Origin of the sequence: Chryseobacterium taeanense, from assembly GCF_900099685.1 — a bacterium.
In the GTDB taxonomy this organism is placed as follows: domain Bacteria; phylum Bacteroidota; class Bacteroidia; order Flavobacteriales; family Weeksellaceae; genus Chryseobacterium; species Chryseobacterium taeanense.
In genome coordinates this window covers 1-21,541 of record NZ_FNDW01000017.1, presented here as the reverse complement: position 1 = coordinate 21,541, position 21,541 = coordinate 1, and the positions used below count along the sequence as shown (strand labels likewise).

Here is a 21,541-nt window from a genome sequence, read left to right as displayed (position 1 = left end):
TAAGTTACTTCACTTTAGTCCATTGCTGATTCTTTCTCAGATCTTCAAAAAACTTGTAGAGTTGTGATAGTTTTTCACTTCCGCGTTTGCCGTAATCTTCAATATGTTTTGTCGTTCCGTCTGCGAATTCTATTCTCAAATGGGAAGTAGGAAGATCGGTGATGTTTTTTTCACCATAATTGTCATTAAGATTTTTTACGTCCAGCCCATCGAGCAAGGTGATTAATTTATTGTAATCTTGTTCTTTAATGGTTCCTTTAAAAGTTCCCTCGCGCGGCTTAGAAAATTCGTCTTTTGAAGGTCTGTCACTAAAATTAAAATGTTCCGCTTCAAAAACAGCAGTTCTGTCGGGATTGATGGTCATTTTAAAAACGGGACAGAATCCGAAGCATGGCGTTGCTTCATACTCTATTTTGGCATATTTAGAACTCATTTTCTGAGAATTGCATGAAAATAAAAATATAAAAGCACAAAGGCTGAGCAGATATTTCATAGTTTAAATTTGTTCTGGTCTTTCAAGAACCGTTCCAAACGGAAATTTAAGAAAATATTGCAGAGAAATTTAATGTATAAAAGGGCTTTTCGGATAAATTTTTGTTATTTTGACGCTTGTAATTTCATGCCTTTATTCATGTATAATTTTTTTAAATCCATTGCTAAAGCTGTAATTCCCCAGCAGGTACTGATTAATAATGAAGAAAACTTCAGAAAACTATTGATTCCTCTTTATAAAGGAAGTAATAATGAATGCAATGTTTGCGGGACAAAGTTAAAAGGCTTTGCAGAATTGCCCAATGGAGAAAAGATATGCCCGATTTGTGGCAGTCTGCCCCGGGCGAGAAGGCTTTATCACCTTTTGGAAACAGAATTTTTGAAACCTGGGATTTCCTTTCTGGATTTTTCTCCCTTCAGAATTTTATATAAAAAATTAAAGAATAAAAAAGAGATTCAATATTTCTCATCAGATTACGAAGATGATTTTATTGCAGACTATCACTTTGATATCAGAAATATTGAAGCCGAAGACAATAAATTCGACCTCATCACATGTTATCATATTCTGGAACACGTGATTGAAGATACCGATGCGATGAAAGATCTGTACAGAGTACTGAAACCAAGCGGAACTTTGCTGGTGCAGACTCCGTTCAAAGAAGGTGATATTTATGAGGATTACAGCATTATAACTCCCGAGGGCAGGCTAAAGTATTTCGGACAGGATAATCATGTGAGGATTTACTCTGTGGAAGGTTTAAAGAAAAGACTGGAAGACGCTGGCTTTAAAGTGGAAGTTAGAAACTTTGCAGATGACCGGTATTACGGATTGTCGGGTCAGGAAAAAATATTGGTTTGCACAAAGTAGAAGTAATTTATTTAAACCGAATACAATGAAAAAAGGAGAAACAGCAACGTCTCTCCTTTTATTTTTAATGATTTATTTATTTATTTATTTAAATCTGTATCCCACGCCAGCCTGTAGAAAGCCTATCTTGGTCGTAAAATCTCCTTTGTTGATTTTAAAGAAGTTGAAATTATATCTGGCATCTACAAAAAACTTGTCGTTAATTTTATATTCAGCCCCGAGGAAAGGGAATAGATTAACAGTTTTGACACCTTCATAATTGTGTGATGTGCTTCCGTTGACAACTTCTTTAGTCTTTACCTTTTCAGAAATATTGAATGCGATATTCATTCCGGCAGAAATTGAAAGATCCGGGATAAAGTAATACTTCGCTGAAACAGGAACCTGAATTTGATTCAGTTGATAATTAAATTCGATATTATTCACTGCCGGCATATCAGGATCATTAATCATAATATAAGGAAATGTTTGTTTTCCGCCAATCTGTGTATAAAGTGCTTCTGCTTGTACACTAAACTTGGGAGAAACAGGCTGTTCAGCAACAATTCCCGCATAGAAATATGACTTTGAATCAAATTTTTCATCGAAAAATTTCATATTGGATAATGAATATCCAGCCTTTATTCCAAAACTAATTTTTGAATCTGATTTGGAATTTGCATTTTCCTGAGCATTTGCAAATGCCGATAATGACAATAACAAAGCGAATGCAAAGTTTTTTTTCATGTTTTGAATTTTATGGTTTTAATTTATTGTTATCATAAAAAAAGTACACACTCAGGTGTACTTGTATGTTGTTGGAAAAATTATTTAAATTATCCGTGTAACTGCTTCCAGATTGAATCTTTCAGTTCCGTAAGACCTTCTCCGGTAACACCAGAGAAAAATAACGGTTGCTTATTTTCCGGAAATTCTGCGGCGATTTCCTTTTTCAATTCATCATCCAAAAGATCAGATTTTGAGATGGAGATGATGAAATCTTTATCCATTAACTCAGGATTATATTCCTTCAGTTCGTTTTCCAATATTTTAAACTCCTGAAAATGATCTTCAGAATCAGCAGGAATTAAAAATAACAGGATAGAATTCCTTTCGATATGTCGTAAAAAACGGTGTCCCAATCCTTTACCTTCTGCTGCTCCTTCGATAATCCCCGGAATATCCGCCATTACAAAAGATTTGTAATTTCTGTAATCAACAATCCCCAAATTCGGCGTTAATGTCGTAAAGGCATAATCGGCAATTTTAGGTTTAGCTGCAGAAACAGATGCTAAAAGAGTAGACTTTCCTGCATTTGGAAAACCGACAAGGCCTACATCTGCAAGAATTTTAAGCTCAAAAATCACAAAGCCTTCCTGGCCATCCATTCCCGGCTGTGCATAACGTGGTGTCTGGTTGGTAGAAGATTTGAAATGCTCGTTTCCGAGTCCTCCCTTTCCGCCTTCCATCAGGATGATCTCCTGGCCGTCTTCCATGATTTCGCCGATGATCTCGCCATCTTCATTTTTAGCAATCGTTCCGATCGGAACCTCGATATAAACATCGGCTCCGTAAGCTCCTGTTAACTGGTTTTTTCCTCCGTTTTCACCACGTTCTGCTTTCACATGACGCGTGTAGCGAAGAGGAAGTAAAGTCCATTCGTTGGCATTTCCCTTCATAATCACATGGCCGCCCCGGCCGCCATCGCCGCCGTCGGGTCCTCCTTTAGGAATATATTTTTCACGGCGAAGATGGGCAGAACCTGCACCTCCATGACCGCTTTTACAATGAATCTTTACGTAATCTACAAAATTTGACATTTCTTATAATTATGAGTTATGAGTTATGAATTATGAGTATGAATTTTAAAAACTCACCACTCACCACTCATAACTTTTAACTATTTTACTTTTTCTACTTCAGCGAAAAGTTTTTCAGAGATTTCATTGATGTCTCCGACACCGTTGATCTCTACATATTTGCCTTGCTGCTTATAAAGCTCGGCTACTTCTGCTGTTTTTGCGTAGTATTCTTTTATTCTGTTTTCGATGATCTCTACATTGCTGTCGTCTGATCTTCCACTGATTTCTCCTCTTTTCAAAAGTCTTTCAACTAAAATCTTATCTTCAACAACCAATGAAAGGCAGATATCGATCTCATCATTCAGTTCTTCTTTCACGATTTTTTCCAGCGCTTCTGTCTGAACAGCAGTTCTAGGGTAGCCGTCGAAAATAAATCCTGCAGCATCGGTAGGTTTTCTGAGCTCTTCTACCAGCATATCTGTCGTTACCTGATCCGGAACAAGTTCTCCTTTGTCGATGTAAGATTTTGCAAGTTTTCCTAATTCTGTGTCATTTTTCATGTTGAATCTGAAAAGGTCACCCGTTGAGATTTGCTTCAGATTGAATTTCTCGATTAAGTTTTGCGCTTGCGTACCTTTTCCACTTCCCGGAGGGCCGAACAGAACAATGTTTATCATAATGTGGTTTCGCTGTTGGCAATTGGCGGTTGGCTTCTTGCTCTTAGCATTTTTAAATTAATAATTACTTTTTATTTAGATATAATTTTAAAAGCTAATAGCCAAAAGCTAGAAGCTAATAGCAATTTAATGGTTGATTTGTCCTTCTGCTAATTGATACAGATTCGGTAGGTTTCTTCCCAGTTCATCGTAATCCAGTCCGTATCCTAAGACAAATTTGTTGGGGATTTCCTTTCCGATGTAATCCAGCTTGAAATCTTTTTTATACACTTCGGGTTTCAGAAGGAATGAAGCCAGTTTTACCGATTTCGGACGTTGTGTTTCCTTGAAATATTTAAAAAGACTTTCCACTGTATTTCCCGTATCTACAATGTCTTCTACAAGGATAATATGGCGGTCTTTTACATCTTTCGTCAGTTCCATTTTCTGGTAAACGATGCCTGTCGATTCTGTTCCTACATAAGAACTCATCTGGATAAAAGCAATCTCACATGGGCCGGGATAATGCTTCAAAAGATCGGAGAAGAACATGATCACCCCATTTAGAACTCCGATGAAAACAGGAACTTCGTCCTTGTAGTCTTCATAAATTTTTAAAGCCGTAGCTTTTACAATCTCCTGAATTTCGGCATCCTCCAGATAAGGAACAAAAGTTTTGTCGTGAACTTGAATACTTTCCATAAAATTTTTAGTAGACCGCAAAGTTAAGGATTTTTGATGAAAGTTTTTTTATGAGTTGAAGTCGATGGTGTTTCAGTATTAATGAATCATGCGTAATACCATTATATATCCTTGCTATTTCTTTACATTTTAACAAAACGAAGATAGAACGGTATTTTGCATTTTCAGGCACTTATGAAAACTGTGACTTTATTTGACGCATTTTGACGGGATTTGACGGGTTTCCGGGGTACTTTCTTCGGGTCTTCTTCGGATCACCTTCGGGTCGGCTTCGGAAAAACGGTACTTTTTCCGAAGAGCTTCCGAAGAACGCCCGAAGGATTGTCGGAAAATTCAGATCATCTTTTGATAATTTTTGTAATTTTTTCGTTGGTCTGATTTTCATTTAATTGGCTTTGCAGGAGATTTATTTTTGTTAAAAATCACATAAGCAAGAATAAAAATAACCTGTTGATATTAAGCTTTAAATTTTATTCATTATAGTTTTTTTTTGTGACGTTGTTTCGTCCGTATAAATTCTTTTTAATCTATGATGATGGTATGTTATTTTTTTATAATTTCGCTTCGGATTGAAAGAATATGATCCAACCTTACAAGCAAAAACTGCATCTACCAAAATAATACGACATGATTTGTCGCCCGTGAGAATTAGTTTTGCACAAGAGGTTTATATCTGAATCCGAAAACTTAAAAAATTAATAAACAAACACCATGATAACAACCATTTCTATCCATGCAATTTCTTGTAATTGCTTCATTTTTTTAAGGAAAACAAATCTTTATTTTCTTAAAAAATAACGTCATCACATAAAACCATATCTTAATAATTTAAACACTCAGTATGAACAGAATCTACTTAGGAGCATTGTTCTTATGCTCTGTGCTAGCTATTCAGGCCCAGGAAGTAGTCTGGCAGAAAGACATTAAATCTTCCACGCAGGATTTTTTAAGCCAGATTACCACAACCATCGACGGACAATATCTGATAACCGGAAGCACTATCCCTTCGACAAGCTCAGGGACCGCCCCTTCGAAAGCCGGAGGCAAAAGCCAAAAGCCAAATGCCAACAACAAACAACCGTCAACCATCAACCAAAATAACGGCTACGATTTCCATTTGATAAAACTCAACCAGCAGGGAGAAGAAGTCTGGGAAAAATATTTCTCGGGACAGAATCATGATTTTCTTTCGGCTACGGTGAATACGCAGGAAGGAGGGTTTTTGCTCGCAGGCACGAGTTTCAGTGGAAAAGGTCTGGATAAAAAAGAAGATTCCAAGGGAGGATCTGATATCTGGCTCATTAGAATCAATGAATTCGGCGATGAATTGTGGCAGAAAACCATTGGAGGTGCTTCGGATGAAGAAGCCAGAGCGGTGATCCAGACGACGGATATGGGATTTTTTGTGGCGGGGAATATTGCCTTCGGCTCCCTTCCCTTCGACTCCGGTCAGGGAACGCAGAGAATGCGGGGTTTCGGGTCGAAAGATGTTCTGGTAGTCCGGCTGGATAAAAACGGAAAGGAATTATCACAATTGATATTGGGCGGAAAAGGTTTGGATGAGGTGGAAAAAATGATTCCCACGAAAGACGGCGGAGCTTTGTTGGGCGTGTATTCGAGAAGTTCTGAGGTAAAAGCTGGAAGCACGAAGCAGGAAGCCGGAAGTGGTAAAACCATCAACTGTCAACCAAAAACAACCAACAACTACGGCGAGGGCGACTACTGGATCATCAAGCTGAATAAAGACGGCAAAGTAGAATGGGAAAAGAACTTCGGAGGAAAAGGGGACGATCATTTGAGGACGCTGGCGTTGACTTCTACTGGATATTTAATCGGTGGTGAATCAAGATCGGAAAGATCGGGTAATAAATCCGTCGGCATCGAAGAAGGAACGGATCTGTGGTTGATTTCACTCGATGAAAGGGGCGAAGAGATTTGGCAGAAGTCGTACAATTTTAAGAACAGAGATGTGCTGATGGGGATGAGCGTGATCCACAACCCATCAACCAACAACAATCAACCATCAACCAAAGGGATCTTGCTGGGCGGTTACACGCAGGCGGAAGGACGAATAGAAAGTGATGACGAGACGTTCTGGATGTTGTATTTGGATCAGAATGGAAATGAGCAATGGAGAAAGCATGTGAAGGGAGAATCAAAGAAAAAAGAGGAAAGACTTTCGGATATTAAGCTGAACAGAGACGGATCGATTGTATTAGCAGGAACGAGTGCCGAAGAGCTTGGAAAAGAGAACTGGAAGATTGTGAAGTTGGGTGATAAGCAGATTGACCAGCTGATTGAAAAGCAGGATATTAAGATTTATCCGAACCCGGTATCCGATTATGCCTATGTAGAAATTGGTGTTGATTTCAAGGATGCGGATATCATCCTATATGATATGGCAGGAAGACAATTACAAAGCATGAAGACAAAGAATAAAGTGACCAAGATGAATACTCAAACTTTGATACAGGGTGCTTACCTGATTACGATAAAAACAGATACCAATAAAACAGCGAATGCGAAAATAATTAAGAAATGAAACTTACTATAATAAGAAACATACTTTCGTTAAGTATAATAGCTACAAGTACATCCTTATTAGCACAATTGCCTTTAGAGGCAGTACAAATGAAATCGCCGCAATCCTATGCTTTTGAGAAATATGGCAATGTCCCTGTAAATTTATATACTGGTGCAATCGATTTAAAAATCCCTATTGCAAGTATAGGAGATAAGGAAGCTGATATTTCTGCTGTTTTATCATATGACTCATCAGGTTTTATTCCACATAAGAAATCAGATATTGCAGGAATTGGTTGGTCAATGCTTATGGGTGGTCGAATAACTAGAAAAATGAACCTAATTCCTGATGAGTACGTTGGTAATCCTACGAGTACAGGAACGAGTAATAACCCCTATGGTCAAGCACTAAATCTTCATGGATTTTTGAAAGGAATAAATGTTAATTCTCCTACATCAAATACAGCAGCATATAATTTAAATGGAACAGGAACAGGACATACAAACGGAGACGAATGGCTTATGGGATCAGATGCGCAAGCTTACGAGGGAGAACCTGATGAGTTTAACTTTAATGCAATGGGACTTTCAGGAAAATTTATGATCGGAAATGATGGAAATGTTCTTGTGGAATCAAGTGATCCGAATATTAAAGTTGATCTTTCTCAAATGGCCATATATGGCAATCAGGGGTTTTGTGTACCGCCAATATCTGTAATTAGTTTAACGGATGGAAAAGGTAACAAATATATATTTGGCGGAGACCTCTCTAAATATGAGATATCATATACATATTCAATAGAACCAGACTATCCAAATAATGGATATAACGGACACCCAATGATTAATTCTTTCAGTTTATCAAAGATTATTTTAACTAACAAAAAAGAAATTATTTTTAATTATGAAGAGGGAACTTTATTCGATGATACCTTTTGTAATTTAAGTAATTGGGATAACCTTCGTGATAATAGCAAAATTTTATCAATGGATAGCTATACGCAAGATGGTGGCAAATCCGATAGTTGGCAAGATTGTAATAATGGATGTTCCTCTTCTGAACTTTTTACAGTCTCAGTAGGCCCATCTGATAAGACATCATTTTCTTTGTTAAAGAAATCTGTCTTGAAATCAATAAAATATGAGGACGATGAAATTAAAATTAATTACGTTGATACAGGTTATCCAATTGTACATTATACATTAAGTCCATTTTATGCTAACAGATCTTTCAATGAATGGGTAATCGGCAGTGTGGAAACATATCATAAAAATTTATTGATAACAAAACAAGATTTTTCTTATGAGCATTTAGGGGGTACTTTTAAACGACCTTTTTTAAAATCTATTCAAAATATAAACAGCAATCAGGTTTATAAATTTGAATACAGTAAAACAGATAACCTACCTGCTTATTATACGAAGGGAATTGATCATTGGGGATATTGGAATGGGCTTGACAGTAATGTAAGTCTATCTCCTTTTGATACTTATACAAATTACGGAGATTACACTTTAAATAATACTTTCAGAGATCCAAATGCTGAAAAATACAATGTAGCATTATTAAGCAAAGTTGTATATCCTACTAAGGGATTCAGTGTTTTTGAGTACGAACCTCAGGTGTATGGAAAGAGAATTGAAAGAATTGCTTCTACTGCATTTCTTCCGACACTCACAAATAATGGGGGGCTAGCAGGCGGTGCAAGAATAAAAAGAGTATTAAGTCGTGATGAAAACGGTGTACTTAGTTCTGACAAGGAATATAAGTATACAACTACATTAGATAGCACTAGTAGCTCTGGAATTTTAATGACTTGGCCAAGATATTTTTACTATATCCAAATGGCTTTTGGAGGTATTTTTCGACAATTATACTTAAGGGCTAGTTCAAATGTTCAGGTGACGAGTTTAGATAGTTACAATGTAGGATATTCAAAAGTTTTCGAAGTTGAAAATGGAAAAGGTTATATTGAGAATGAATTCTCAACCTATGAAACAAATCCAGACTTAATTAATCCTGATGCAGGTAATTATACCCAATCTACGGCCAACGTCACAAATATTCATCCCATAAATCTATATGCAAATCTAAAAAACATGTATGGTACAGATAAGAGTATTTTAAGAGGAAAACCCTTAGTTCAAAAGTATTTTTCACAGACTGATCTAATTAATCCTATTAAAAAAGTGGAGTATGAATATTATGACAATATGGAATATAATCCGAATAATTCTACAGATAACAATAATTATGTTTCTGTTAATCATTCTTCAGGTGTTTGGACTCAGGCTTATAGAAGATTTATGAATTCGTCTCAAATAAAAAAGATAACCACCACAGAATATTTAGGAAATACTCCAATTATAACAAAATCTGAAAATATATTTGACAGTCCGCTAAATCTTAATTTAAGTAAAACCAACAATACGTCGTCTGATAATTCTGTTGCCCAAACGAGTTATACCTATCCTACAGGAAGTACTCCCCTAGTTACTGCAAACATGGTCGGAATTCCATTGATAACAGAAGTTAAAAAAGATGGTAAAACGATTTCTAAAGTAGAGACTAAATATGAAAACCCATCTCCATCTGAACTTTTTCCAAGCGCTACAATTTCATACGATCTAAAAACCCAAAGTATTAATTATACTGATGTACTTTATGATAAATATGACAATAAAGGAAATTTACAGCAATATACAACCAAAGATGGTATTTCTACGACAATCATTTGGGGTTACAATCAGACTAAGCCTATTGCAAAAATTGTAGGAGCAAAACTTTCGGATATTCAACAATCATTAATTGACGGTATTATTAATGCTTCAATAATAGACGATGCTGCAATTCCTAATAATGATGAATCATCATTTCTTGGTATATTAGATAATTTCAGGAAAGATGTCAGTTTATCCAATTATCAAATCACAACTTATACTTACGATCCCCTAATAGGTGTGAGAAGTATAACTCCTCCATCCGGAATTAGGGAAAGCTATTCATATGATAGTGCTAATCGTTTGAAAAATGTCAAGGATATTAATGGAAATATATTAAAAGAATACAAATATAATTATAACCCTTCTACAATATATTACAGTTCTGAAGCAAGTTGGGTGTTTAATAATACCACTTGTGGAAGCAATGCAGTGGGGAGCCCTTTTACATACACGGTGCCAGCTTATAAATACAATTCACTTATAAGCCAGGCTGATGCCGATCAAAAGGCACAAACAGATATTAATACTAATGGACAAACTATGGCAAATACAAATAGTATCTGTACCCCTTTTAGTTGTCCAATTAGCTTTAATACTTCAATAGGAATATCAGGTACTGGAAGTGTTTCTGCTGTAAATTCTGAAGGATATTACAAAGTAACATTATCATTTACAACCGGACTAAATTCAACTACTTTTTTATGGGACGAGGATCCTGGAGTTAAAGTAGCTACAATTAGTGGGAGCTGTAGACCGATGTCTGAAGTATATTCTTATAATACAGCTGGAAATATTTTTTACACGATACAACCAAACGGAGATATTTATATACAATCTTTTACAACGTTTCCTAATAATACTTCACAGACTTACGAATTAGAACTATACTTTAATAATTAAGGCCATGAAAAAAATACTAATCCCCATAGGAACAATCCTTTTATCCGGCTTAGCTCAGGCACAGTTGAGTTCCACGGAAAATTATGTTTATAGCAAGACCTATCTTGAGCCCGTGACTACCAGCAGCTCAACGGCAAGGCAAAGCGAAACGGTCCAGTATTTTGACGGCTTGGGCAGACCTAAGCAGGTGGTGAATGTAAAAGCCTCACCACAAGGCAAAGATGTGGTAAACCATATCGAATATGACGGCTTCGGAAGGCAGGTGAAAGACTATCTTCCGGTGCCACAACAGGGAACACAAAACGGAGCCATTTACACAACCCCTTTGAGTAATGCCACCCAACCCGAACTTTACGGTTCAGAGAAGATCTTTGCAGAGAAAATCCTGGAAAACTCTCCCTTGGACAGAATCCTGCAACAAAAACAGGTAGGTACTGCGTGGGATACAAAACCTGTACAGTTTGGTTATGATGTCAATATTCAGGAGGATTATGTTAGAAAGTATGAAACCTCTACCACTTGGGTTGATGGCAGAACGCAGACTTCTGTGCAGCTTCTGCAATATTTTTTACCCAATCAGCTGTACAAGAATACGGTTATTGACGAGGACGGGAATACAACGATAGAATTTAAAAATGGAGAAGGGCAGGTCGTATTGGTGAGAAAAATGCTCAGTGCGACGGAAAAAGCCGACACGTATTATGTATATAATGAATACAATCAACTGGCTTTTGTCATTCCCCCTTTGGCATCAGCTCCAACTGTTGAAAGTTCTACCATGGAAAATCTTTACTATCAATACCGTTATGACGGCAGGAGCCGTTTGGTCGAAAAGAAACTTCCGGGCAAAGGCTGGGAGTATATGGTATATGATAAGCAGGACCGCTTGGTTCTTACGCGTGATACTGTGCTGGAAGCCCAGGGCAAATGGCTTTTCACGAAATACGATCAGTTTTCACGACCTATCTATACCGGTATTTTAGACAGTCCACCGGGCAGAGCCCAACAGGTGGCGGCTGTGGAAGGTTTAGGCTCCAATAATGAAGTGAGAACTACATCAAGTTTCAACAATACAGGAATGGATGTGTATTACACCACCAATTCAGCCTATCCGCAGTATAATTATGTTTTGTTGTCGGTTAATTATTACGACACTTATCCTGCTTACAGCTTCAACCCTGCTTTTCCTACGGTCATTCAGGGAGCAGATGTTCTAACGGACACTCCTGATGCCAACGGTTTAAGCACCAAAAGCCTCCCGGTAATGAGCCTGGTGAAAAACATAGAAGACGATAACTGGACGAAGAACTATACCTACTACGACAAAAAAGGAAGAACGATCGGAAGTTACTCGATCAACCATTTGGGCGGAAGAACCAAGGTAGAATCAAAGATTGATTTTGCAGGCGTGGTTCAGCAAAGCATCACCCGCCACAAACGACTGGATACCGATACCGATAAAGTCATTACCGAGAACTTCACCTATGATCCTCAGAACAGATTGCTGACCCATACCCATCAGGTGGACAGCAATCCTGTGGAATATTTAGCCCAGAATACTTATAATGAGCTATCCCAGCTTTCCGGGAAGAAAGTGGGGGGAATATCTTCTTCAAGTCCGCTTCAGGATATCAGCTATAATTACAATATCCGTGGCTGGATGACAAAGATTAATGATCCTGCGAATCTTAATGGTAAACTATTCGGGTATGAAATAAAATACAATAATCCCGAAAATGCAAATATTGCTCCCGGAAGATTTAATGGTAATATTGCCGAGATCGACTGGAATAATGGTTCTGAGAATCTTTTAAAAAGATACGATTATACCTATGATAAACTTAATAGGCTGACCAATGCTTTTTATAAAGAGCCAAGCACCGGGATCAGTGGTAACTTTGATGAATATCTCACATATGATCTAAATGGAAATATCTCAAAACTGAAACGTTACGCCCCGCAGGTCTATTCTCCTACAGCAACAAAGGTGGATGATCTTGATTATCAATACACAGGCAACCGTCTTGATAAAATCGTTGAAAACGCATTAAATGATACCGGCTATGAGGGTGGCAACAATGTCATTGATTATAATCTGAACGGAAGCATGATCACCATGAAGGATAAAGGAATTAACAATATTGCTTATAATCATTTGAATCTGCCGGATTCTTATGGCATTACTCAGGCCAATCCTTTTGGCGGAACCTTTACCAGCTTCAGCCTGGACTATCTGTACAGGGCAGACGGCACTAAAGTTCGTAAAACCTACTACAGTGGCGGAGGCAAGGGAAATCCTACGATTACCACCAATATTACGGATTATCTGGACGGTTTTCAGTATAGCTATTCAGAGGTTACCCAGTGCCTGTGGTGCCGGACAAGTGTTGCCTATGAAAAAGAGGCTTTTAAAGATCCTGTTATTCTTGATCCCACCTTCCCGGGTACACTAACTCCAACCTGGAATCTTGATTTTGTACCGACGGCGGAAGGATTTTACAGTTTCACGGAAAACCGTTATATTTACCAGTACAGAGATCATTTGGGAAATGCCCGTGTGAGCTATGCTAAGAACAGTAGTGGCGCATTGGAAATAAAGGATACGAATAATTATTATGCTTTTGGAATGAATCATATCGCAGGTAGCTTTGGAACGTCTAATCTGGGAAGCTGGTATTCTTATAAGTATAATGGAAAGGAGCTTCAGGAGACGGGAATGTATGATTATGGCGCAAGATTTTATATGCCGGATATTGGAAGATGGGGCGTGGTGGATCCGCTGGCGGAACAATACAGAAGATTTTCTCCATATAATTATGCGGTAAACAATCCGATCCGTTTTATTGATCCAGACGGTCGTGGCGTCACCAGCACAGGAGTGAGAGATAATAAAGATGGTACATATACTGTTGTAAATGCGAAACCAAACGATGGAAATACAGGAATTTATTTGGTAGATGAAAATGATAATTATGATGTGAATACTTCTCATCATATCGCCAACTCTTTAACCCCTAGGTCTTTTACAGGAGATGATGGCAACGCTGTCGTAGGTGCCATAATTAATCCCGGGGATTTAAGCGGTAACGATTTTCTCAATGATTTGATGGGTTCTAACGAACCAGACATATTTACTTATATGGCTAATGGAAAAGGAGGAGAACAATACGATTTCAAAACTAATGGTCCTAATGGAGAAGTAAATGGTATTCAAGAAATTCCTAAGGATCAAAGAGCTGCATATACTTATCGAGGTGTATTATTTTCAGTAGATACAGGAGATAAAACGGACAACGTTTCTGTTATTGCTTCAGCCAGAGATATTGGTAATTTTGCTGCAGGTTATATTGCAGGAAATAATGGCTTAGCGTGGGGAGTTGCAAGATTAGGATTTGATGGTCTTCAAAGTACACAAGAGGGTAAACTTGCTACCGAAGGACAAACTACTCAGCAAGCACAAAAAGTGGGACACAATGTAGGTTATAAAAAATATAACGATCGTAGTACTCAACGCGCAATACAAAGAGCAAAAAACCCATTTCTTGGTCCTAAATATTAGTTTTTATGAAAAAAATATTAAAATTTTTCCTTTTTTTGGTCATCATTATATGTATTCTTTTTATATGGTATGATCAAAGCCGTTCCTTTTTCAAAGCTACCAATGGGGAATACATTACAATGTGGAAAAGATATGGTGGAACTTGTTATCTAATACCCGGTAAATATTATGGGATAACAAAGCCTGATGATAGTTATATTGAAACAAGAAATAAAAATGAATATGTAGATTTTTTATGGTTTAATAATAAATCTAACCATTTGTTATATTACGGAAATACTGAAGATAAAATTTATAATGCAAATAAAGCAGACTTTACGATAAACAATTATTTGGATAACAAACAAAAAAATGATAGTTTATTTACAGAAAAAAAAGAACACTATTCTCATTATAAAAAAGGAGTTGTCCGATTAAGTATAAATATACTAGAAAGTTATGCTTCTGATGAAACTGGGGAAACCCAAAGATAACAAAACCCATCGCAAAGCGGTGGGTTTTACAAATTTGTAAAAATAAGTATATTTACAACTATGCAGACCATTTAGAAAATGTGCGTGTAAGTTATTTCAACAATGGCAGCAGCGTTGAAGTTCTTGAGGAAAACAATTATTATCCGTTTGGGCTGAAGCATGAAGGGTATAATGCATTGGCTGGAAACTCTGCTTATCAGTATAAGTACAATGGGAAGGAACTTCAGGAGACCGGGATGTATGATTATGGCGCAAGATTCTATATGCCGGATATTGGAAGATGGGGTTTCGTGGATCCGTTGAGCGAAGAATATCGTAGATGGTCACCTTACAATTACGCAATGAACAATCCAATTAGTTTTATAGACACTGACGGACGAGGAGTAGAAAGTACTGGCGTAAGAGATAATAAAGATGGAACTTACACAGTGGTTAATGCTAAAAATGATGGGGATACGGGAGTTTATATTACTGATGAAAAAGACAATTATGACATAAACTCAAGTCAAAAAATTGCTGAAACACACCTACCTACAGAATTTATGCAGGCTAATAATACCACGGGTGAATTTGAAGGACATATTAATGCTACCTTTAGTTTAAATCCAAATTACGATATGAAGATTGATGGAAAGGCATATAAAAACTTGGATGGTAACGCTATCAAAAATATTTACCTTAATTTATTTAGACAGAAAACGAAAGGGATGGGTTGGTATGATACACTTTCATACCTACGAGATAATTCAGGAAATGGGAAGAAATTTGATATCAAAGCAAGTGTTAAGGGTTTTAGTCCAGAAAGTGTGGTTATGTTAGATGGAAAACTAACTACAATTAGGGGGCTTGGTAATGAAATCTTTGGTGCTAATATGGCGCAAGCTGCTTCTAAAGCATCTAACTGGGGAATCGATAAAGATGCCTTTTATCATCAAGTGATGCCAAGAGTAGGGGCTTACAACCAATCCCAAAATAAAGGAGCTACAGGATATAATTCAGGCTGGCCATTTTATGGTGAACATACATTTTCAGGGTCATATATTTTTCATGGCTATTATGGAAGATTCCCTTACAGAACAGATATAAAATATTAAGAAATGAAAATTTTATTTTTTGTGATTTTAGCTTGCTTATTTAGTTGCAAGAAAGAAAACACAGCAGAGCAGGAAAAGAAAAACAGGCTTATTGTTAAGACTATTGATAATGGAAATTTTAAAGCAACTTTTTTTCAAATAAGTACAATATCAGATATTGCAAACTATGTTGCTATAGAAAAAAATAACAAAGAAGACATTGTTTTTCATGGAAATTTTGGTTCTGTGATTGATATTTATTTTAAAGGAAAAGATACTCTGTATCTAAAATGCTATAAACCATCTTCTAATGTAATATACGAATATAAAAGCAAGATAAATGGAATAAAAGTTTTAAAAGATACCCTCATAACAGAAAAAGAGTATAATAAAAAAACTCAAAATTAATAACTTAAATAATATGAATCAGCTTATTTATTAAATTTGAACTATGTAAACAAACTCACCGCCTTGCGGTGGGTTTTTGTTTTATAATGCAGCTAAGTTTTTATTAAAGAAGCCTTTAAATTTTCTCTTTATCAGTTGTTTAACAAGTCGAGTTATCATTATTTATATCACATCAAAAAAACCTTAACGGTAAATTATTTGACTATGAAATAAAATACAATAATCCCGAAAATGCAAATATTGCTCCCGGAAGATTTAATGGTAATATTGCCGAGATCGACTGGATGACCGGGACAGTACCAAACGGCACCAAACGCAGGTATTCTTATCAGTATGACGGGCTCAACAGGCTTTTGCGGGGGGTATATTCACAGCCGGGATCATCAGTCTCTGCTAATGATTACTTTAGTGAGATCCTTAGCTATGATCTAAATGGAAACATCAGTACACTAAAAAGGTTTTCAGCACCAAGTTCGGGAACTACCGCAGAAAAGATTGATGATCTGATTTACAATTATACAGGCAATCGACTGGATAAGATTACCCTGCCAGTAGGAGTTGTTAATAACCCATCAGGATATAATGCTCTGCAAAACAACATGGAATACGATTTCAATGGTAATCTAAAAATTCATCTGGATAAAGGGATTAGCGGAATTACGTATAATTATTTGAACCTTCCTTCATTAATTTCAATTACCAATGGAAGCCAAAAAGTAACTTCTAAGGTCAATTATCTTTACAGAGCTGATGGAACTAAAATAAGAAAATTGTCAACTAATCTTGTTACATCTGTAACAACGGATTATCTGGACGGATTCCAGTATCTTAAAAGTGATACTTTTTTTGGATGTTTAGACTGTCCGCCACCGGCAGCAGAACTCCAATTTGTCCCAACGTCGGAGGGTTATTTTGATTTTGTGAAAAATAAGTATATTTACAATTATGTTGACCATTTGGGAAATACAAGGTTGAGTTATTTCAATAATGGCAGCAGCGTAGAAGTTCTTGAGGAAAATAATTATTATCCTTTTGGCTTGAAGCATGAAGGGTATAATGCATTGGCTGGAAATTCTGCTTATCAGTATAAGTACCAAGGACAAGAATTACAAACAGAGACAGGCTGGTATAGCTTTAAGTGGAGAAATTATATGCCTGATCTGGGAAGGTTTTTTAATGTGGATCCTTTGGCTGAAAAGTACCCTTATAATTCAACTTATGCTTTCCAAGAGAATAAGTTAGGAATGGGCGTTGAATTGGAAGGTTTGGAATTACTGAAGATTCATACAGGATTTTTTGCAATTCACGGTAATGCTATGAAAGTAAAGAGAGCTCCTGCTTCTCAAAGAGATAGTAATGGACATCCTACATTTACAGCAGGAGATATCGGATTAACGACAAGTGGTTACAATCCTAATGGAGCCAGAATTACTACTGGGTCAACAGGTCTAAGGCTTGATTCTTATAAATATGACGGACCTGTACCCGATGCTGTACAGATGCAGAACACGAGGGATAAAATATCGACCAAAGTTCGGCAGAGCTTTAAAACCACAAAAACAGGTGCTGAAATGTGGAATATTAAGCAATACCGGGCTGATCAAGCAAGTTCAGCAAGTAGTGGGATAAAAGAGATTGTTAAACTGGTAAAATTGGGTATGAGTATTCCTGATGCTATTAAAAGTACAAACGATTATGTGCAGGCAACAAAGGACATAAATGCAATAACAGATCAGGCTGTCAATATGGATAAAGCTATTAGTTTAGTAAATTCAAGTGGAATTGAAATGAATCAGCAGACAAAAAATGATGTAATAAACTATATATTTGACGGAACGCTACCTAACCCAGACGCAGGATTAATGCCAAATTCTTTAATCATCCAAAACGGGACAGAGATTATGAAAACTAATGGTATTCCTATTCAGTCACTTGATGAACAACTAACAACAAAAAGTAGAAAAATACCACAATAATGAAAGTAATTAATTACATTCTGGGAATATTATTCCTATTAAATATTAACTGTTGTGTAAATCAGAAGAAAAAAGATGAAGAACAAATTAAAGATACTGTTACAAAATATTGGAAAGCAGTTAAGGAAAATAAAGTAGAAGAATGTCTGAATCTTTTTGAAGATGTAGAGAATTATAAAGGAGGTGTTCAAAGTGACATTTATTTCCTTCATAAAAATTATGATAAAATAAATCCTAATGATATTTTATTGAAAAATATTAGAGTTAAAGATACTGTTGTTATGTTTTCTCAAAACAAGCAGAAATATGTTCAGTATATTATTAAGAAAGAGAATGACAGTAATTGTCTGAAAAAACCTTTAATTATAACTTTTATGTTTTATAAACCTGTTGGATATAATAAGATTTTTAATCGTACAATTCTACAAAACCATATAGGTTGGGTTCAATAACAAATAGATTTAATTGAAGAAAATTAGTAAAATATTATTATTAAGTTTATTATTGTTAATAATTTTTTTTATTCTTATTATTAAGTTAGATAATCTAACCTCATGGGTATTGTTTTATTTATTTGCCACTATTTTTATTGCTCTTCTTTTTAGACAAATTGATATGTGGAATATCTTTCAGAAAAGTCCATTTAGAAGTTATGATGAAACCAATCAATATTTTTCAGCTAATGGAATTTTTAAATTTTCAAAAAAAGGATTTTTCATAAGTCAAAATGAGATAAATGAATTTATTGAATGGAAAGAAATAAGTAAAATAATTTTTTATGATGTGACTTTCTATGAAAATACCATCTCATTTATTGAGATATATACTGATGAAAAAGAATATAAATTTAATGATGATGTTGTAGGATGGTATCAATTAATATCTAATATTGATAAGAATTTACTCAATATTAATAATGGTTGGAATGTGAAAAATATCACTCCTGTTTTCAGTAATAAAAGAACGATTATCTATGAAAAAGTTATAGATGAAAAATGTTATGTAGACAATTAAACATCTAAGAATCCGTCTCACAACAATAAGTATATTTACGACTATGTAGATCATTTAGGAAATGTACGTTTGAGTTATTTCAATAATGGCAGCAGCATAAAAGTTCTTGAAGAAAACAATTATTATCCTTTTGGGTTGAAGCATGAAGGATACAATGCGTTGGCTGGAAATTCTGCTTATCAGTAAAAGTACCAAGGACAAGAATTACAAACAGAGACAGGCTGGTATAGTTTTAAATGGAGAAATTATATGCCTGATGTAGGAAGATTTTTCAATATAGATCCACTTACAGAAGAGTACCCAACGTGGTCTCCTTACGTTTTTAGTGGAAATCGAGTTATTGATGCCTGTGAAATAGAAGGATTAGAGCCACATGTATTATTTGGAACACAAGATAAAGCCGCAAGAAATTTTGGGAAACAATACAATGGAAAATCAATTCTTAATAAACGAGAATATTCAGCATTCATTTACTCTATAGATGTAGATAATAAAACGTATTATGCTTATAATACTCCCGCTAAAGGGAATCAACACGGTATTCCAAAAAACAAACTTAACAAGTATACCCCTAAAGGTGGGAAAATTGTTGCTTACATTCATACCCATGGGAACGATGATCCCGAATACGACGATGAAAATTTTTCAGGAGAGGTTGGTAAACAAGGCGGTGATATTGGGTATGCTGAAGAACAAAAATTAGGTGCTTATTTAGTTACTCCTGGAGGAGTGTTAGAATATTTCGATGTAAATACAAGCAAAGCTTATACTTTAAATTATGATATGCCTAGTGATCCAAAATCAAAAAATAGACAAAATACAATTGATCCAGAAATGTCACCTTTACCATCAGAAGGAGATGGACCAAGACCAACTCCAAAACGTTATCCTAATCCTACTGAACCAAAATATGATAACATTTTAAAATCAATAAAAAATGAAAAAAGAATGGAAATAATATTAATAGACCAACCTCAAAAATACCATAGATAATGAAAAATATTCTATACTTCATCTGCGTAATTTTAGTATCATGTTCTAAAAATAGATTACCAAAACCTAGTGAGATTACAGGTTCTGATGAAAACATTGCTTTAATTCTTGCAGAAAACAAATGGAACGAAGTTTATGGAAAATCTACAATAAAGAAAGAAAAACCATTTAGAGTACAAAAGAAGAATGATAGCATATATATCATTAAAGGCTCTTATCCAAAAGACGAAATCACTGGTGTAGCTTACGCAGAAGTAAATGTAAAGACAAGAAAAGTTATTAAATATACACACGGAGAATAATAACTTCCCGCCGCACAAAGTTTCCGGATTTTGAGCAGATAAAAATAAACCCACCGTTTTTTGCGGTGGGTTATTTATTTATAGCGCAGCAACGTTTTTATTAAAGAAGTCTTTAAATTTTTTCTTTGTTAATTTTTTCTACAAATTGGCTAATCCTGTGGAATATTTAGCGCAGAACACTTATAACGAGCTTTCCCAACTTTCAGGGAAGAAAGTGGGGGAGTATCTTCTTCCACGCCGCTTCAGGATATCAGTTATAGCTACAATATCAGAGGGTGGATGACGAAGATTAATGATCCTGCGAATCTTAACGGTAAACTATTCGGCTATGAAATAAAATATAACAATCCTGAAAACCCAAGTAATGCCCCAGCCCGATTCAATGGGAATATTGCGGAGGTCGACTGGATGACGGGGACAGTACCAAACGGCACCAAACGCAGATATTCTTATCAGTATGACGGGCTCAACAGACTTTTGCAGAGGGTATATTCACAGCCGGGATCATCAGTCTCTGCTAATGATTACTTTAGTGAGATCCTTAGCTATGATATAAACGGAAATATCAGTACCCTGAAAAGATTTTCAGCACCCAGTACCGGAACCACCGCAGAAAAGATTGATGATCTGATTTACAATTATACAGGCAATCGGCTGGATAAGATTACCCTTCCTGTGGGGGTTGTTAATAATCCATCAGGATATAATGCTCTGCAAAACACCATTAGCTATGATTTGAATGGTAATATGACAATTCACCCGGATAAAGGAATCACTGCAATTACTTATAATTATCTTAATCTTCCCTCGGTGGTTACAAATTCAAGTGGGAGATCCAGCTATAAGGTCGATTATCTTTACAGAGCGGATGGAACTAAAATAAAAAAGTCTTTAAATAACCTGAGTTCGGTTTAAGCAAATTTTAAAAATAGTTGACCGTCATTTACCTTTTTCAAGTTGAGTGACGGTTTCTTTGGAAAGAAACAATATGCTGTTAGTCCTCCCAAAATATTTATTATAAAATTGTTCACACTTCGGTGTCTGGTGTGCTCAACCTGACAATGATTTTTCAGTTCGTCATTTATGGTTTCAAT

At 35.9% G+C, this 21,541-nt stretch carries 20 protein-coding genes and 1 pseudogene; 14 read left to right on the top strand and 7 right to left on the bottom strand.

Annotation, left to right across the window (positions count from 1 at the left end; genetic code table 11):
* Positions 1–4 precede the first annotated feature (4 nt).
* Positions 5–433 (bottom strand): DUF6438 domain-containing protein, encoded by a 429-nt coding sequence (locus BLR30_RS16910; RefSeq protein ID WP_228400796.1) that lies wholly within the window; start codon positions 431–433, stop codon positions 5–7.
* A gap of 198 nt (positions 434–631) precedes the next feature.
* On the opposite strand from BLR30_RS16910, the gene BLR30_RS16905 reads away from it, so the two are divergent.
* Complete coding sequence (locus tag BLR30_RS16905) at positions 632–1,363, top strand: class I SAM-dependent methyltransferase (protein ID WP_089861471.1); 732 nt, start codon at positions 632–634, stop codon at positions 1,361–1,363.
* Between the two features lie 84 nt (positions 1,364–1,447).
* Here the strand turns inward: BLR30_RS16905 and BLR30_RS16900 are convergent, their stop codons facing one another.
* The 5 genes from BLR30_RS16900 to BLR30_RS16880 form a co-directional block, all read right to left on the bottom strand.
* The gene (locus tag BLR30_RS16900; protein ID WP_089861441.1) at positions 1,448–2,089 is read right to left on the bottom strand and encodes a porin family protein; all 642 of its coding nucleotides are present in this window, start codon (positions 2,087–2,089) and stop codon (positions 1,448–1,450) included.
* Between the two features lie 89 nt (positions 2,090–2,178).
* A complete protein-coding gene (gene obgE, locus BLR30_RS16895) occupies positions 2,179–3,162 on the bottom strand; it encodes a GTPase ObgE (protein ID WP_089861439.1) in 984 nt (327 codons plus the stop codon).
* Positions 3,163–3,242: 80 nt separating this feature from the next.
* The gene (locus BLR30_RS16890) at positions 3,243–3,821 is read right to left on the bottom strand and encodes an adenylate kinase (protein ID WP_089861437.1); all 579 of its coding nucleotides are present in this window, start codon (positions 3,819–3,821) and stop codon (positions 3,243–3,245) included.
* A 126-nt stretch (positions 3,822–3,947) separates the two neighbouring features.
* Entirely contained in the window at positions 3,948–4,502 is a 555-nt protein-coding gene (locus BLR30_RS16885; protein ID WP_089861435.1) for a phosphoribosyltransferase, read from the bottom strand.
* 172 nt (positions 4,503–4,674) lie between these two features.
* Positions 4,675–4,887 carry a hypothetical protein gene (locus tag BLR30_RS16880; protein WP_089861433.1) on the bottom strand — a complete coding sequence of 71 codons (213 nt, stop codon included), beginning with the start codon at positions 4,885–4,887 and terminating at the stop codon, positions 4,675–4,677.
* A 456-nt stretch (positions 4,888–5,343) separates the two neighbouring features.
* Between BLR30_RS16880 and BLR30_RS16875 the strand changes: the two genes are divergently transcribed.
* The 13 genes and pseudogenes from BLR30_RS16875 to BLR30_RS16820 all read left to right on the top strand — a co-directional run bounded on the left by BLR30_RS16875 (position 5,344) and on the right by BLR30_RS16820 (position 21,362).
* Positions 5,344–7,044, top strand: a complete 1,701-nt coding sequence (locus tag BLR30_RS16875; RefSeq protein ID WP_089861431.1) for a T9SS type A sorting domain-containing protein — start codon at positions 5,344–5,346, stop codon at positions 7,042–7,044.
* On the top strand, positions 7,041–10,649 hold the full coding sequence (locus tag BLR30_RS16870) for a DUF5977 domain-containing protein (protein ID WP_139164655.1): 3,609 nt from the start codon (positions 7,041–7,043) through the stop codon (positions 10,647–10,649). The genes BLR30_RS16875 and BLR30_RS16870 overlap by 4 nt, the downstream gene beginning before the upstream one ends.
* Positions 10,650–10,653: 4 nt before the next feature.
* Positions 10,654–14,208 carry a DUF6443 domain-containing protein gene (locus BLR30_RS16865; RefSeq protein ID WP_089861428.1) on the top strand — a complete coding sequence of 1,185 codons (3,555 nt, stop codon included), beginning with the start codon at positions 10,654–10,656 and terminating at the stop codon, positions 14,206–14,208.
* A gap of 5 nt (positions 14,209–14,213) precedes the next feature.
* On the top strand, positions 14,214–14,681 hold the full coding sequence (locus BLR30_RS16860) for a hypothetical protein (protein WP_089861426.1): 468 nt from the start codon (positions 14,214–14,216) through the stop codon (positions 14,679–14,681).
* A gap of 80 nt (positions 14,682–14,761) precedes the next feature.
* On the top strand, positions 14,762–15,775 hold the full coding sequence (locus tag BLR30_RS18080) for an RHS repeat-associated core domain-containing protein (protein ID WP_394332375.1): 1,014 nt from the start codon (positions 14,762–14,764) through the stop codon (positions 15,773–15,775).
* 3 nt (positions 15,776–15,778) lie between these two features.
* Complete coding sequence (locus BLR30_RS16850; protein ID WP_089861422.1) at positions 15,779–16,162, top strand: hypothetical protein; 384 nt, start codon at positions 15,779–15,781, stop codon at positions 16,160–16,162.
* A gap of 284 nt (positions 16,163–16,446) precedes the next feature.
* The gene (locus BLR30_RS16845) at positions 16,447–18,138 is read left to right on the top strand and encodes an RHS repeat domain-containing protein (RefSeq protein WP_228400795.1); all 1,692 of its coding nucleotides are present in this window, start codon (positions 16,447–16,449) and stop codon (positions 18,136–18,138) included.
* On the top strand, positions 18,138–18,590 hold the full coding sequence (locus BLR30_RS16840; RefSeq protein WP_089861418.1) for a hypothetical protein: 453 nt from the start codon (positions 18,138–18,140) through the stop codon (positions 18,588–18,590). The genes BLR30_RS16845 and BLR30_RS16840 overlap by 1 nt, the downstream gene beginning before the upstream one ends.
* A gap of 13 nt (positions 18,591–18,603) precedes the next feature.
* Positions 18,604–19,152 carry a hypothetical protein gene (locus tag BLR30_RS16835; RefSeq protein ID WP_139164654.1) on the top strand — a complete coding sequence of 183 codons (549 nt, stop codon included), beginning with the start codon at positions 18,604–18,606 and terminating at the stop codon, positions 19,150–19,152.
* A gap of 198 nt (positions 19,153–19,350) precedes the next feature.
* A pseudogene (locus BLR30_RS18050) lies at positions 19,351–19,503 on the top strand (RHS repeat-associated core domain-containing protein); the annotation flags it as partial.
* Positions 19,492–20,145, top strand: a complete 654-nt coding sequence (locus BLR30_RS17950) for a DUF4329 domain-containing protein (RefSeq protein ID WP_228400797.1) — start codon at positions 19,492–19,494, stop codon at positions 20,143–20,145. The pseudogene BLR30_RS18050 and the gene BLR30_RS17950, both read left to right, overlap by 12 nt.
* The gene (locus BLR30_RS16825) at positions 20,145–20,447 is read left to right on the top strand and encodes an NTF2 fold immunity protein (RefSeq protein ID WP_089861412.1); all 303 of its coding nucleotides are present in this window, start codon (positions 20,145–20,147) and stop codon (positions 20,445–20,447) included. The genes BLR30_RS17950 and BLR30_RS16825 overlap by 1 nt, the downstream gene beginning before the upstream one ends.
* A 279-nt stretch (positions 20,448–20,726) precedes the next feature.
* Positions 20,727–21,362 (top strand): hypothetical protein, encoded by a 636-nt coding sequence (locus BLR30_RS16820; protein WP_089861410.1) that lies wholly within the window; start codon positions 20,727–20,729, stop codon positions 21,360–21,362.
* On the opposite strand, the gene BLR30_RS16815 is transcribed toward BLR30_RS16820, so the two are convergent.
* Positions 21,359–21,541, bottom strand: a 183-nt coding sequence (locus BLR30_RS16815) for a transposase (protein WP_317041398.1), incomplete at its 5' end; no start/stop codon positions are given. The genes BLR30_RS16820 and BLR30_RS16815 overlap by 4 nt on opposite strands.